The sequence below is a fragment of the Lentibacillus halodurans genome (assembly GCF_900112045.1).
In the GTDB taxonomy this organism is placed as follows: domain Bacteria; phylum Bacillota; class Bacilli; order Bacillales; family Amphibacillaceae; genus Lentibacillus; species Lentibacillus halodurans.
On the sequence record NZ_FOJW01000001.1, the window covers coordinates 431,319 to 445,387 of the forward strand.

Annotated in this window: 13 protein-coding genes; all 13 read right to left on the bottom strand. The window is 41.3% G+C overall.

What is annotated here, in order from left to right; all coding sequences use genetic code 11:
* Window position 1 precedes the first annotated feature (1 nt).
* A complete protein-coding gene (gene miaB, locus BM195_RS02270) occupies window positions 2-1,582 on the bottom strand; it encodes a tRNA (N6-isopentenyl adenosine(37)-C2)-methylthiotransferase MiaB (protein ID WP_090232914.1) in 1,581 nt (526 codons plus the stop codon).
* A gap of 326 nt (window positions 1,583-1,908) precedes the next feature.
* Window positions 1,909-2,169: a stage V sporulation protein S gene (locus BM195_RS02275; RefSeq protein WP_010530699.1), complete on the bottom strand. Its 261-nt coding sequence runs from the start codon at window positions 2,167-2,169 to the stop codon at window positions 1,909-1,911.
* A 271-nt stretch (window positions 2,170-2,440) separates the two neighbouring features.
* Window positions 2,441-3,238, bottom strand: coding sequence for a TIGR00282 family metallophosphoesterase (locus tag BM195_RS02280; protein ID WP_090232916.1), 798 nt, complete (start codon window positions 3,236-3,238; stop codon window positions 2,441-2,443).
* A gap of 90 nt (window positions 3,239-3,328) precedes the next feature.
* On the bottom strand, window positions 3,329-4,894 hold the full coding sequence (rny, locus tag BM195_RS02285) for a ribonuclease Y (protein ID WP_090232919.1): 1,566 nt from the start codon (window positions 4,892-4,894) through the stop codon (window positions 3,329-3,331).
* Between the two features lie 227 nt (window positions 4,895-5,121).
* Window positions 5,122-6,165: a recombinase RecA gene (gene recA / locus BM195_RS02290; protein WP_090232922.1), complete on the bottom strand. Its 1,044-nt coding sequence runs from the start codon at window positions 6,163-6,165 to the stop codon at window positions 5,122-5,124.
* A gap of 178 nt (window positions 6,166-6,343) precedes the next feature.
* A complete protein-coding gene (locus BM195_RS02295) occupies window positions 6,344-7,588 on the bottom strand; it encodes a competence/damage-inducible protein A (protein WP_090232924.1) in 1,245 nt (414 codons plus the stop codon).
* The gene (gene pgsA / locus BM195_RS02300; RefSeq protein WP_090232926.1) at window positions 7,588-8,166 is read right to left on the bottom strand and encodes a CDP-diacylglycerol--glycerol-3-phosphate 3-phosphatidyltransferase; all 579 of its coding nucleotides are present in this window, start codon (window positions 8,164-8,166) and stop codon (window positions 7,588-7,590) included. Before pgsA ends, BM195_RS02295 begins: the two co-directional genes overlap by 1 nt.
* Before the next feature lie 71 nt (window positions 8,167-8,237).
* On the bottom strand, window positions 8,238-9,170 hold the full coding sequence (locus BM195_RS02305) for a helix-turn-helix domain-containing protein (protein WP_090232928.1): 933 nt from the start codon (window positions 9,168-9,170) through the stop codon (window positions 8,238-8,240).
* Window positions 9,171-9,187: 17 nt separating this feature from the next.
* On the bottom strand, window positions 9,188-9,979 hold the full coding sequence (locus BM195_RS02310) for a YmfK family protein (RefSeq protein WP_090232931.1): 792 nt from the start codon (window positions 9,977-9,979) through the stop codon (window positions 9,188-9,190).
* Window positions 9,980-10,268: 289 nt separating this feature from the next.
* Complete coding sequence (locus tag BM195_RS02315) at window positions 10,269-10,526, bottom strand: DUF3243 domain-containing protein (protein ID WP_090232934.1); 258 nt, start codon at window positions 10,524-10,526, stop codon at window positions 10,269-10,271.
* Between the two features lie 77 nt (window positions 10,527-10,603).
* A complete protein-coding gene (gene ymfI, locus BM195_RS02320; protein WP_090232936.1) occupies window positions 10,604-11,326 on the bottom strand; it encodes an elongation factor P 5-aminopentanone reductase in 723 nt (240 codons plus the stop codon).
* 9 nt (window positions 11,327-11,335) lie between these two features.
* Window positions 11,336-12,619, bottom strand: a complete 1,284-nt coding sequence (gene yfmH / locus BM195_RS02325; RefSeq protein WP_090232939.1) for an EF-P 5-aminopentanol modification-associated protein YfmH — start codon at window positions 12,617-12,619, stop codon at window positions 11,336-11,338.
* Entirely contained in the window at window positions 12,612-13,901 is a 1,290-nt protein-coding gene (gene yfmF, locus BM195_RS02330) for an EF-P 5-aminopentanol modification-associated protein YfmF (RefSeq protein ID WP_090232941.1), read from the bottom strand. The genes yfmH and yfmF overlap by 8 nt, the downstream gene beginning before the upstream one ends.
* Between the last annotated feature and the right edge of the window lie 168 nt (window positions 13,902-14,069).

The window sequence follows — 14,069 nt, forward strand, 5'->3', positions numbered from 1 at the left end:
CTTATTTCACCTCTGCTGTTGTTTCTGCCATGACACCGTTTAACGACCATGTTTTGGCTTCCGTAATTTTAACATCAACAATTTTGCCGATTGATAATTTAGGGCCTTTAAAATTAACTAATTTGTTTCGTTCCGTGTAACCGGCCAGCACGTCAGGATCTTTTTTGCTTTCACCTTCAACAAGAACCTTTACAACTTTATCCTTATATTGTTTCATTGATTCTGCGGATTGTTTGTTCACAAGTTCATTCAGACGGTATAGACGCTGTTTTTTTACCTCTTCTGGAATATCATCTTTTTTCCGGGCTGCTGGTGTTCCTTCACGAGGTGAATAAATGAATGTAAAGGCAGATTCAAAGCCGACCTCTTCAACAAGTGTCATTGTTTCCTCAAACTGTTCCTCCGTTTCGTTCGGGAACCCGACAATAATATCGGTTGTCAGTGTCGCATTTGGCATTGCTTCACGGATTTTTCTGACCAGTTCCAGATACTCTTCGCGGGTATATTTGCGATTCATTTTCTTAAGAACCTCACTGCTTCCCGATTGTACCGGCAGATGGATATGATCAAGCAAATTACCTCCTTTTGCCAGCACTTCGATCAGGCGGTCATCAAAATCCCTCGGGTGTGACGTTGTGAATCGGATTCTTGGAATGTCAATTTTATGGAGGTCATCCATTAAGTCACCAAGACCATAGTCCGAGTCCTCAAAATCCTTTCCATATGCGTTGACATTCTGGCCAAGTAACGTAATTTCCTTATAACCCTGTGCCGTCAACTGGCGTACTTCCTGAATAATATCTTCCGGACGGCGGCTCCGTTCTTTTCCGCGTGTCATCGGTACAATACAATAGGTACAGAATTTGTCGCATCCATACATAATATTGACCCATGCTTTGATTTTTCCTTTACGTGCTTTCGGGAGGTTTTCAATGATATCGCCCTCTTTGGACCATACCTCGACGACTTTTTCCTTGCCGAACATCGCTTCTTTAACGAGATATGGCAGGCGGTGAATATTATGGGTCCCGAAAATCAAGTCAACTTGTGGATGCTTTTTCATAATTCGGTTGACAACCTTTTCCTCCTGGGACATGCAGCCACACACACCAAGTATCAGATCCGGTTTTTCCCGTTTCAAAGCTTTTAAGTGACCGATTTCACCGAACACTTTATTTTCCGCATTTTCCCGGATTGCACATGTATTCAGCAGGATGATATCAGCCTCGTCAGTATCATTGGTGGATTCATAGCCCATTTCGGATAATATTCCTGCCATAACTTCTGTATCATGTTCATTCATTTGACATCCGTATGTACGAATCATGTATTTTTTGCCTTCACCAATATTTTCCATATCTTCAGGAATACCAAAATCATAATGAACGGCCACATCATCACGACCGCGTTTTCTGGCTTTATTCAAATTTGGCGGTTCATATGTTGTCTCAAAATACTTGGCAATTAAATCATCGCTGGATGTATTTTTAAGTCTCTCCATATTATCCGTATCGGATTTTATGTCCGCCGGATTTTCGGATTGTTTAATTTGCGATTGCTGTTTTCGCTGCTGCTCGTTCATATCCAAACTCCTTTCTTTATATCAAAAATACTTATTTGTATAGTCATACGTTCTTTCATTATAAAGGCTCCAGCCAAATTAAACAATACATGACCTGCGTGGGAAATCAAAACTTGTTTGATCATAAAGTGAAACTTCATTCAGTGGGGTTTCTTCCCACTGAATATTAGTTGAACAGCATCGGACATTTACGGGGGTTAACACCCACTTTTCTTTCTCGGTTTCCTTGTTTTACTGAAGCAGGGGGGCTTACTGTCCGTTAAGGCGGAATAAAAACAGTGTTGCGCAAATGCACAACACTGAAAAATTAAATAATGCTTGAACAATTATCTCGGTTCTACAATTAACTTAATCGCTGTCCGTTCTTCTTCTTCGATCATAATATCGGTAAATGCCGGTATACAAATTAAATCAACTCCGCTCGGTGCGACGAACCCCCTTGCGATGGCGACTGCCTTAACAGCCTGGTTTAATGCACCGGCACCGATTGCCTGTATCTCCGCTGACCCTCTTTCTCGTAGGACGTTTGCAAGTGCACCTGCTACTGAATTTGGATTTGATTTAGCTGACACTTTTAATACTTCCACTACTAGTACCTCCTTCATTTGCTAATGTAGTTCTAATGCTACTATATTCTTGGAGATGTTAGCTTATTACCTTATTATGCACCAATAATTCTAAACATTCAAATAAAGTGAAACTTCATTCAGTAGTATGGTTTTTTCCTACTGAATGTTAGTTGAACAGCATCGGACATTTACGACGCACAGGACGTGCTAGTGCAGACGTTGTCACAGGACAAAACGAACTTAGCCTGAAGGACAATTATCTTCCGTTTTTGGGGTTATATGCGGATAATCAGATAATGAATGGGTGGTCGTCATTAACTAAAATACGTTCAATGTTTAAAGCGCTTCCGGTTTTTTCATCTACAGTAATTAATAAACCATTCAGTTGTGCTCTTCCCTTTGTATCTATCTCGAAACGCACCGGCAAACCGGTCAAAAATTTTTTTATCACTGTTTCTCTTTCCGTACCTAATATTGCATCATAAGGCCCCGTCATGCCAACATCAGTAATATATGCTGTCCCATTGGGCAATATGCGTTCATCGGCCGTCTGGATATGTGTATGCGTACCCGCAACCGCACTGACTTTTCCGTCCAAATACCAGCCCAATGCCTGTTTCTCACTAGTTGCTTCAGCATGAAAGTCGACAAAAATAATGTTTGTCCTTTTTTTGGCTGCTTCAATTAATTCATCCATTTTACGAAAAGGATCATCAATAGCCGGTAAAAAAGTACGTCCTTGCACATTGATAACGGCAGCCTCCGTCCCATTTATATTAATAAACGTGATGCCTTTCCCCGGTGTGTCTTCCGGAAAGTTCGCAGGCCTGATTAAATTATTGGCATCATCAATAAACTCAAATATTTCTTTTTTGTCCCATGTATGATTTCCCATCGTAATCACATGGGCACCCCATTCAAGTAATTGTTTATAAACCTTTTGCGTAATGCCTTTACCTGCTGCTGCGTTCTCCCCGTTGATAATGGTCATATTCGGACGATACTTTTCTTTCAATTTAGGTAAATACGTCTTCACCATTTCTCTTCCCGGAGACCCTGTTACATCCCCGATAAATAATATTTTCATTCTGTTCATCCTATCTATTGAAGTATTTTAAGTGTTTCATAATCGTATGCCCCTGTAAAGCAAAAAAGCGACTTTACAGCCGCTTTTTGTCTATTTTGCATATTCTACTGCTCGTGTTTCTCTGATGACAGTAACTTTTATATGCCCTGGATAATCAAGTTCGCCTTCAATCTGCTTACGAATATCACGTGCAATTCGAACAGAATCAATATCATTAATTTCATCAGGTTTAACCATAATCCGAATTTCTCTTCCAGCTTGGATGGCAAAAGATTTTTCTACTCCTGCAAACGACTCTGAAATTTCTTCCAATTTCTCAAGACGTTTAATGTAGTTCTCCAGTGTTTCACTTCTGGCTCCAGGTCTGGCAGCTGACAGTGCATCGGCTGCTGCAACTAAAACTGAAATGATGGAAGTCGCCTCTTCATCACCATGATGAGAAGCAATCGAATTGATGACAACCTCGTGTTCTTTGTACTTGACTCCAAGTTCTTTACCAATTTCAACATGGCTTCCCTCTACTTCATGATCAATCGCTTTACCAATGTCATGAAGCAAGCCGGCTCTTCTTGCCAGTGTTTCATCTTCGCCTAATTCCGCAGCTAGCAGTCCGGAGAGGTAGGCAACCTCAGTGGAATGCTTCAGCACATTTTGACCATAGCTTGTACGATATTTTAAGCGGCCAAGTATTTTGACCAGATCCGGATGCAACCCGTGTATCCCGACTTCAAACGTTGTTTCTTCCCCAACCTCTCGAATATAATCGTCAACGTCACGTCTGGCCTTATCAACCATTTCTTCGATTCTTGCAGGGTGGATTCTCCCGTCTTGTACAAGTCTTTCCAATGCCATACGAGCAATTTCCCGTCGGATCGGATCGAACCCTGATAAAACGACTGCTTCTGGTGTATCATCGATGATTAGATCAATTCCGGTCAATGTTTCCAATGTTCGAATATTGCGTCCTTCACGCCCGATAATCCGACCCTTCATTTCATCATTTGGAAGGTTTACAACGGATACAGTCGTTTCCGCAACGTGGTCAGCTGCACAGCGCTGCAAGGCCAGTGAAAGAATGCTTTTAGCCTTCTTATCTGCTTCCTCTTTGGCACGATTTTCAGCTTCTTTTATCATTAACGCTGTTTCGTGATTAACCTCTTGTTCAACCCGTTCCAAAATGACCTGTTTTGCCTGGTCGGTTGTATAACCGGATATCCGTTCAAGCTCTGTTTGCTGCTCATTAAGCATCGCTTCCACTTTGCTTTCCATTTCTTCAATTTGTTGTTGTTTTTCTGTTAGTGATTCTTCCCTTCCCTCCAGCATAGTTTCTCGCTTATCAAGCGTTTCACTTTTTCTGTCCAGATTTTCTTCTTTTTGCATCAGGCGATTTTCCTGTTTCTGTACTTCCAATCGCCGTTCACGTAAGTCTTCTTCTGTCTGCTGGCGAAGATTATGGTTTTCATCTTTCGCCTCAAGAAGCGCCTCTTTCTTGGCAGCCTCCGCATTTCGATGTGCCTCATCTACTATCTGTTTGGCTAAATTTTCTGCACTGGAAATTTTAGCCTCTGCAATAGATTTACGAATCAGATAACCAACAACAATACCGACGATCAGGATTACGGCAAGCAAAATGGAGATGATTAAGGGATTGTCCATGATTTCACCTCCTATTGCTATAAAGTTGTACAATTGATTCATTATTGTCGGCATGTACTTCAATAATAAATAATTTATTGTATAACATAATAGAAAATTATACAATTTTAATTTTACTGTTCCCACTAGCGAATGTCAAGAAATCGTAACAGTTATTGACATGAAATGAGTAAACCCTTTACCGCACTGCTGGCAAAGGGTTTATCCCACATGTAACATGATATCAGCTAAACATCCAGGCTTTCCTGATTGGCTTCTTCTGCTTCCGATTCATCCTCTGGAGCATCATCCAAACTATAATGGCTGCGGACGGTCTGATGTATTTCCAGTTTAACATCCTCATTTTCTTTCAGGAACTGCTTGGCATTTTCACGTCCCTGGCCAAGCCGTTCTTCATTATAGGAATACCAGGCACCACTTTTTTTAATAATATCGAGATCCGAAGCAATATCCAGTATTTCACCTTCTTTGGAAATTCCCTCACCATACATAATATCTACCTCTGCTTGTTTGAATGGTGGAGCCACTTTATTTTTAACAACTTTTAATCTTGTTTTATTCCCGACCATGTCATTTCCTTGTTTGAGCGTTTCGGCACGACGCACTTCAAGTCTGACAGATGAATAGAATTTAAGTGCTCGTCCACCAGGAGTGGTTTCTGGATTGCCGAACATAACCCCAACTTTTTCTCTGATTTGGTTGATGAAAATAGCGGTTGTTTTAGATTTGTTAATAGCACCAGAGAGTTTTCTTAATGCTTGAGACATTAAACGTGCCTGCAGTCCGACGTGTGAATCTCCCATTTCACCCTCAATTTCCGCTTTCGGTACCAGCGCCGCCACCGAGTCTACTACAATGATGTCAACTGCACCGCTGCGTACCAGTGCTTCGGCAATTTCCAATGCCTGTTCTCCGGTATCCGGCTGTGATAAAAGCAATTCCTCAATATCTACACCAAGTGCCCGTGCATATGTCGGATCAAGCGCATGCTCAGCGTCAATAAATGCCGCTTGTCCCCCCTGCTGCTGAGCTTCAGCAATCGCATGGAGTGCGACTGTCGTTTTACCGGAAGATTCCGGACCATAAATTTCGACAACACGCCCTCTTGGGTACCCGCCAATTCCCAAAGCCACATCTAAAGCAAGTGACCCGCTTGGAATCGTGGCAACTTTTTGGCCTTCCTGCTCACCAAGTTTCATGATTGAACCTTTTCCAAACTGTTTTTCAATTTGTTTTAACGCCATATCTAAAGCTTGTTTTTTTTCTCCCAACGAGCTTACCTCCCTTAATAATGAACTAGTTACATCATACTCTTTTTTTATCAATTTGCCAAGAAAAAACGAATAAATGTTCCCGTCTTTTTAGGAGTTTATATGATACAAAAAGGAATTTTTAAATGGTCACGCAACACAAAAATTAATTTTCACATATTATTTCCGTTCAGAATATTCATTTTAACAAATTATATAAAAGTTCATAACCTTTTAAAACCGTTCGTTTTCGTATCGTCTGACGATCACCCTGAAACGTATATTTTTGCGACAGTTGTTTTCCGGATCGCTCATGGACTGCAATAAATACTGTTCCTGCCGGATGCCCCTCTACATTGTCCGGTCCTGCAACGCCGGTAAAACTGATTCCGACATGTGTATCAAGAAGTGTACAGACGTTTTCAGCCATTGCCAAAGCACATTCTTCACTCACAGTTCCATACTGCTGAATAAGCTCCGGAGAAACACGCAATACATTTTCTTTCACTTCCGTATCATAGCAGACAATTCCGCCACGGCATACATGGGAAGCTCCCGGAATCGAGATTAATTTGTCCGTAAATTTGCCGCCTGTTAAACTTTCGGCTGCACCGACTGACTTATTCGCCTGCTGAAGTAATGTCAAAACCTTTTTCTCAATTGTTTCCTCGTCAGCCCCATAGTAATGATGGCCAACCTTGTTAAGGATTTCCTGTTTAGTCTGATTAATCAAGGCTGCGGCCTCATCGTCAGTATTCGCTTTTGCCGTCAGCCGAATAGCTACACCTTCATTTTGGGCCAAAGGAGCGATTGTCGGATTTGATTGATAGTGAATTAAATCTCTCAGTTTATGTTCAAGATGTGATTCACCAATTCCAATGAAACGGAGCATGGTTGATTTGATCACCCTGCTTTCTCCCGTCAGTTGCCGCAGATACGGTATCACGTCATCCGTCATCATCCGTTTCATTTCTCGTGGAACTCCGGGTAAAAAAATCCATGATTTGCCTTCATGTGAAACAATCATCCCCGGAGCCATGCCTGTTTGATTTTCAATAACATCAGCACCTGCAAAAATCCGTGCCTGCTTTCGGTTGTTGGGTGTCATGCCCGCTTTTTGTTTTTGAAAATAGGTTTTAATTTTCGCCATGGAAGTTTCATGTTCAACAATATCCATACCGGTTATTTGCTGAAAAGCTTCTCGGGTCAGATCATCCTCTGTCGGTCCCAACCCGCCGGTAACAATTACGACATCAGCTCTGCTTGCGGATGTCCGAAACTGGTTTTCAACGCGCGTGAGATTATCACCAACTACGGCATGATGATGTACATTAATTCCAATTGAAGCTAATTGTTCAGATATCCATTGCGCATTGGTGTTGGAAATTTGACCCAGCAATAACTCCGTACCAACTGCAACAATTTCAGCACTTATGTTTTTCATTACTTGGAATCCCCCATGACGTGCCAATTTTTCACAAAATAGTCATAGCCTGATAAAACCGTGAAGAACAGTGCTGCATACAGCATAATCGTGCCGAACGGAATTCCGATATAGGAAAAGGGAAAATGATGTAACAGTAATGCAGCAATTGCAATCATTTGCGTTGCAGTTTTTAATTTTCCCATACTTCCTGCTGCCAGCACAATTCCTTCACCCGCCGCAACTAGGCGCAGACCGGTTACTGCAAACTCTCTGCTGATAATAATAATCGCAACCCACCCCGGGGTGAGTCCCAGTTCCACCAGTAAAATCAATGCCGCAGCTACGAGCAGTTTATCTGCCAGGGGATCTAAAAATTTCCCCAAGTTCGTAACCAGGTTATATTTTCTCGCATAATACCCATCAATCCAATCAGTGCCTGCAGCAATTATGAACAATAATGCCGCAGCAAAGTGAGAAACAGGCAATACCGTTCCGCCAATGTTCCATTCACCCCAATTAAATGGAACAGTTAGCAAAATAATAAAAATCGGGATTAAAAGGATTCGTGAAAGTGTCATCTTATTTGGTATATTCACAGCTTTACCTCCTGCATGTAAAACCCTTCCCTGTTCACACTAAGGAAGGGCTTTCGTCAATAACTTCCATTTTAACTTGACTGTTCACTTGCTTTGTTCAGGTTAATCCAAATTTTTTGAAATACTTCTTCCTCAGGGTTAACCGGATATTCTAATGGGACTCCATCAATTGTAATATCAAGGGCTGGTGCACTGCCAACATTGAACCATACGCGGTCGAAACTGGATAAGTCCAGTTCAATCGGTGAATCCTCAGGAGTGACCGGATTTGAAAAGAGCACTTCCCCATCACCATTCTCCACATCAAGCCAGGAATCTCCATTCGCCTCAATCGTAACCTGGACATCGTCAACTGCATTTTCCAGTGTCAATGTGGATTCAGGGGGGCTTCCTGTTCCTTCTTCCTCCACGGTTAATACAGGCTGCGGATCATCCGATTGTTCTGCTTGTGAATCCGCATTTTCATCCTCTGACCCGGACTCATCTCCCGCTTCATTGTCCTGACCAGAACCGTCATCTTCTGTTTGCTCATTCTCCTGACTGCCATCATCAGTATCTCGGATCACTTCATTATCATCCTTTTCTGCAGGTTTTGTACTTTCTTCAGAAAATGACCCCTGTAAAAAAAGCCATACTACAAAAAAGATCCCAATCACGAGCAACACAACAATGACAGTTGGTATAAATGAAAATACAGTTGTATTTTTAGCTGGTTGATTGTCTTTGCGTGATCGGTGAATATGTGAATATTGTGCCGTACTCTCCTCTTCTGTCTGGGGGAGTTCTGCTTTATATTCCTCAAGCAGCGTATTAGGGTCGAGTCCTACTGCTGTCGCATATTCTTTAATAAAAGCACGCGCATAAAAAGTTCCCGGCAAAATTTTGAAATTTCCTTGTTCAATTGCCTCGAGATATCGTTTCTGTATTTTCGTTGTCTCCTGTAAGCTTTCAAGCGACAAATTTTGTTCTTCTCTCGCTTCTCTCAGCTTTTGACCGATCTCCATGCATAACACCATCCATTTTAAAAATCAAACATCGAAAAACCATCTTCCTGACTAAATTGATTACGTTGAACTGGTTCGTATGTAATTTCCTCGTTTTCATCGCTGCGAAGTTCAATGATATAATCAAAGTCATCCATTTTATATTCGGTAGATTGTACAAACATATCAGGGTGTTCAACAACTTTGATGGCCGGGAGCTGCATAATCTCCCGGATAAGCTGCCAATGTCTTTCGTTAGCCTGTCGCGTTGAAACAATGCCATCAATAATGTATAAATTATCACTATTGTATTCACCTTGAATAAGCTGACTTCGGATGGTTTGCTTCAATAAGGTGCTTGATACGAACAACCACCGTTTATTGGCACAGACACTGGCGGCTACAATTGATTCAGTCTTTCCGACCCGCGGCATCCCACGTATTCCAATTAGTTTATGACCCTCTTTTTTATACAGCTCTGCCATAAAATCAACTAAAATTCCCAGTTCATCCCGGACAAACCGGAATGTTTTTCTGTCATCCCGATCACTTTGGATATAACGACCATGCCTTACTGCCAGTTTATCACGCAGTTTCGGTTTACGCATTTTTGTTATCCTTATAGTATCCATCGTTTGCATGATGGACTTTAATCTTATGATTTGTTCCTCTTCCCTGGTAAGCAATAACATACCCCTTCTCGAAGCCGCTACACCGTTAATCGAAATGATATTAATGGAGAGCATTCCCAATAATGAGGAAATATCACCTAATAAACCAGGGCGATTATGTTGTATTTCATATTCAAGGTACCATTCTGTTTTCTCCATCGTAAACCCCTTTTACATGCATGCTAAATTCAAACTGTTTATCCCGGCTCAACAGGCAGTAAGTTCCCTCGATTCAAATGCAGAAATCATAAAAATATAAGGGAACAACTTCCTGTACAGGGCCCGATAAGTTCTACTAACATTCAGCGGGGAAAACACCCACTGAATGAAGTTTCACTTTATATTACTATAATAAAGTATTTTAGGTATGAAGAAAAGTAGATATTGCAATAACCAGTAAAAAATAAGGAAGCTGCATTGGAATACAGCTTCCTTATTAATCGTCCATTTATGCATTTCCCTGATTTTGTACGAGTTTAACCATTGCACTGGCCAATGCATGTCTTTCATCCTCGGATGCAGCACTCCAAATCTCTTGCAAAACTGCCTCTTCGCTGTTTTTAGCACTTGAATTGTTTGCCAGATAGTCTCCAACCTCATAGGCCATACTTGATATGGTTTCCTGCCCCATTCCCTGAGACTGAGCCTGTTCAAGTCTGTCGGCCAAAAATGCCTTCCATGTGTCAAAGTTATCAAGAACGGACATATAAATCTGCCTCCCTCAATTTTTTTACATGGTTAGTATTTGATTTATGAGCCCGTTTATGCATAGGATTTTTCTTTTCAGGATCTCCAGCCGCCGCTGACATGAATGATTTCTCCATGAATATAATCAGACTGCTTACTCATCAAGAAACTGACAGTGTGGGCAACATCCTTTGATGTTCCGGCTCGGTTTGCCGGAATATCATGAATAATCTGTGCTTTTTCTTCAGACAGTAAATGCTGATTCATTTTTGTATCAATAAAACCGGGGCTGACTGCATTCACTGCTATACCAGAAGGGGCAGCTTCCTTGGCCAGTGCTTTGACGAAACTGTTTTGTGCTCCTTTAACGGATGAATAAACCACTTCATGTCCGGCACCAACTTCTCCCCACACGGACGTAATCAAAATAATTCTCCCTTGTTTACGCCTAATCATTGAAGGGAGCAGGTGTTTTGTAATCGTCCAAGGTGCCTTTACATGAAGTGTGAGCATCAAGTCCATAGCACCTTCGTCCGTATCCTGAAACAATCCGTAATGTGCTTTGCCACCAGCGAAAATAACAGCATCAACTGGAAAAACAAGCTGCCTTATAAGGTGGTTTATGCCTTCAGTTTCACTTAAATCAGCTTGGATTTCCATTAGGATGGATTCCTTATCCAAACCGGCTCTGTGGGCTGTTATGGCCTGTTTATTTTGATAATAATGCAAAATCAGCCTATAGCCTTCTCCAGCGAGCTGTTTAGCAATCGCTGTACCGATATCACCGCTTGCACCAATAATCAATACATTTCTCCCCATTAAAATCCCCTATTCATTCATGATTTTGCAAACTGCTATACGCTTATCGTCAATCCAGTTTTGTACAAATGTGTTAAAGTCCTCAACCGTCAAAGACTGAATAACAGGAATAATCGTAAACAAATCAACACCTACTGTATCATAATGAATATATTTGTTTGCGATAAATTCCAATGAATTCATTGCCCGCAATAACAGCCCGATTTTCTTTTTCTTCATGCGATCGACTTCTTCAGCATTGAATTCAGCCTGGTTAGTCGATTGAAGCAACTCCCGGACTTGATCGGCAAAACGATCCGGATCACTTGTATTGCCGCCGATAAATGTAAAACCAACATTTTTCTCCAAATTCGTTTCAAAATAAAAACTTGCATCAATTAGCTGCTGATCATATAACTGCCGGTAAAACGGTCCACCTTTGGAAAAATAAAAATCAACAACCATACTTTGCAGCAAATCTTTCTTCAAAAAAACATCACCGGTAAGTTCAGCAGAAGATTCTTTAATACCAACTGTACATTTCGGAATCGATACAGGCATGGTTAATTTACGCTCTCTTTCAGCAACCGAAGTGGGTTCATCAGGATATGTCCGTTTAACATCTTCCATGCTGGCAAAATCTTTGGATGCCTGGTTGTGTTTGATCAAATCCGCCATCTGCTGTACGTTAAAGTTGCCGGCAATAAATAGTGTCATATTTTCCGGGTGGTAAAAGGTATTATAACACGTATACAAGTCATCCTTTGTAATCGTATGAATGGAATCAACCGTACCCGCAATATCAATTTTTACCGGGTGCTGATGGAACATGGCCTTCAGTGTTCCCATGAACGTTTGCCAGTCCGGCTGATCATTGTACATCTCGATTTCCTGAGCGATAATACCCTTTTCTTTCTCAACTGATTCCTCTGAAAAATATGGATCCTGAACAAAATCAAGCAATGTCTTGACGTTTTTTTCAATATGATTGGTAGCTGCGAACAAGTATGCTGTTTTAGTAAAAGAGGTATACGCATTAGCCGATGCCCCTTGTTTGCCAAAGTCAGCAAACACATCGCGATCCGCTTTTTCAAACATTTTATGCTCCAGAAAATGGGCGACGCCTTCTGGAACCGTGATCCGCTCTCTTCCATTGATGGGCACAAATGTCTGGTCAATCGAACCATAATTCGTGGAGAAAATGCCATACGTTTTGGCCATTTCAGGTTTAGGCAGCAGAAAAACAGTCAGGCCATTTGGCAGCTTTTCCTTATAGATAACTTCTTCAATATGGTCATAGGTCAGTTTATTCATCGGTATCGGTCCCCTCGTTGGTCAGTAAATAAATCGTATCCAAATATAATTTATTGGCGACTTGTATCACGTCATCTTTGCTGACGTTTTGAATGCCCTCAATCAAAGTCTCCGGCGACCGCTCTGTATCGGCCACAACCTGCTGGTACAAGAGTTCAATCATCCCTTTTGAATTGTCCATCGTTTCAAGCAGCTGATTGATGATCAATTCTTTCGTATTGGCCATCTCTTCTTCTGTAAAATCACCGTTTTTCATGACATCCATTTGCTGTTCAATGATGTCCCTTGCCTGCTGATAATCCTTAGGAGCAATTCCGCTGAAAACAAACAATAATCCTTTATGACTTTCAAATCTTGATGCAGCATAATAAGCAAGACTATTCTTTTCCCGGACATTAATAAATAATTTGGAACTTGGGAACCCGCCAAACAACCCATTAAAGACATGCAGGGCAAAATAGTCATCATCCCCGAACGCTATGTTCGTCCGGTAGCCAAAGTGCAATTTTGCCTGCTGAATGTTCTGCTTTTCAATAATAACTTGCGGATGGTCTTGCTTTTTCATCGATTCCGTTATTACGGCCACTGAGTTTTGCTCCTCATCACGCATGAATGCAGATTTTATTTTCGTTTCCATTGCGTTAACATCCACATCACCTGATACATAGACGTCCAGCTGGTCTTCACGTAACATCGATCGATAATACGCATACAGGCTTTCAGGTGTAATGGCTTCAAGATCTTCTTCATACCCCTGTACATGCAATCTATACCGTTCATCACTGCACATCTCATCAAGCAGGCGCATATTGGCGAAACGCATTTTGTCGTCGGTAACAGCGTTTATTTTTTGTTTTAGCGTATCTTTTTCCCTGGCTACAACTGACGGGATAAATGCATTATTTTCACTGAGTGGATTATAAACAACTTCTTTAAGCAACTCGATCGTTTCATCCATGATGGCAGATTCATCCGAAATAAATTTTTGGTTGGCTGTTTCAAGACGAACGGTCATCATATGGTAATCACCTTTTTTGGAGCTGTCCATTGTTAAAACAGCTCCGTACAAACTATCCAATTTCATTTGAAGGGCACTTCGATCCGGAAAAGATTGTGTTCCCTGCTGAAGAACCTGTTGCAGTAATGCACGCTGTGTGATCGTTTCACGTGATAAAGGTGCTTTAAACTTAGCCGTAATGGAAATCGTTTTAAACTTTTTGGTTGGTACAGTATGCAAATAAAATCCATTTGCTTCCATTATGTTCTCATTAGTCCCTATCATTCAGAAATCCTCCTTTATGTATAAAGTGAGCCCTCCATTAGTGGCGAATAACTTTTTCCTGCTGATTGCCGGATGAACCTATCGAACAGTTACATGCACGATATATTTTTGTCATATACAGTACTTAGTGTGGCTCATATATCCATAATTATAGCAAAAACCTGAGTT

Coding starts and splice junctions, on each gene's coding strand:
- miaB (WP_090232914.1), bottom strand. CDS start 1,582: ATGAACGAGCAGCAGCGAAAACAGCAATCGCAAATTAAACAATCCGAA.
- rny (WP_090232919.1), bottom strand. CDS start 4,894: ATGGACAATCCCTTAATCATCTCCATTTTGCTTGCCGTAATCCTGATC.
- BM195_RS02315 (WP_090232934.1), bottom strand. CDS start 10,526: ATGTCCGTTCTTGATAACTTTGACACATGGAAGGCATTTTTGGCCGAC.
- yfmH (WP_090232939.1), bottom strand. CDS start 12,619: ATGAATAAACTGACCTATGACCATATTGAAGAAGTTATCTATAAGGAA.
- yfmF (WP_090232941.1), bottom strand. CDS start 13,901: ATGATAGGGACTAATGAGAACATAATGGAAGCAAATGGATTTTATTTG.
- ymfI (WP_090232936.1), bottom strand. CDS start 11,326: ATGGGGAGAAATGTATTGATTATTGGTGCAAGCGGTGATATCGGTACA.
- BM195_RS02305 (WP_090232928.1), bottom strand. CDS start 9,170: ATGGAGATCGGTCAAAAGCTGAGAGAAGCGAGAGAAGAACAAAATTTG.
- BM195_RS02280 (WP_090232916.1), bottom strand. CDS start 3,238: ATGAAAATATTATTTATCGGGGATGTAACAGGGTCTCCGGGAAGAGAA.
- BM195_RS02310 (WP_090232931.1), bottom strand. CDS start 9,979: ATGGAGAAAACAGAATGGTACCTTGAATATGAAATACAACATAATCGC.
- BM195_RS02295 (WP_090232924.1), bottom strand. CDS start 7,588: ATGAAAAACATAAGTGCTGAAATTGTTGCAGTTGGTACGGAGTTATTG.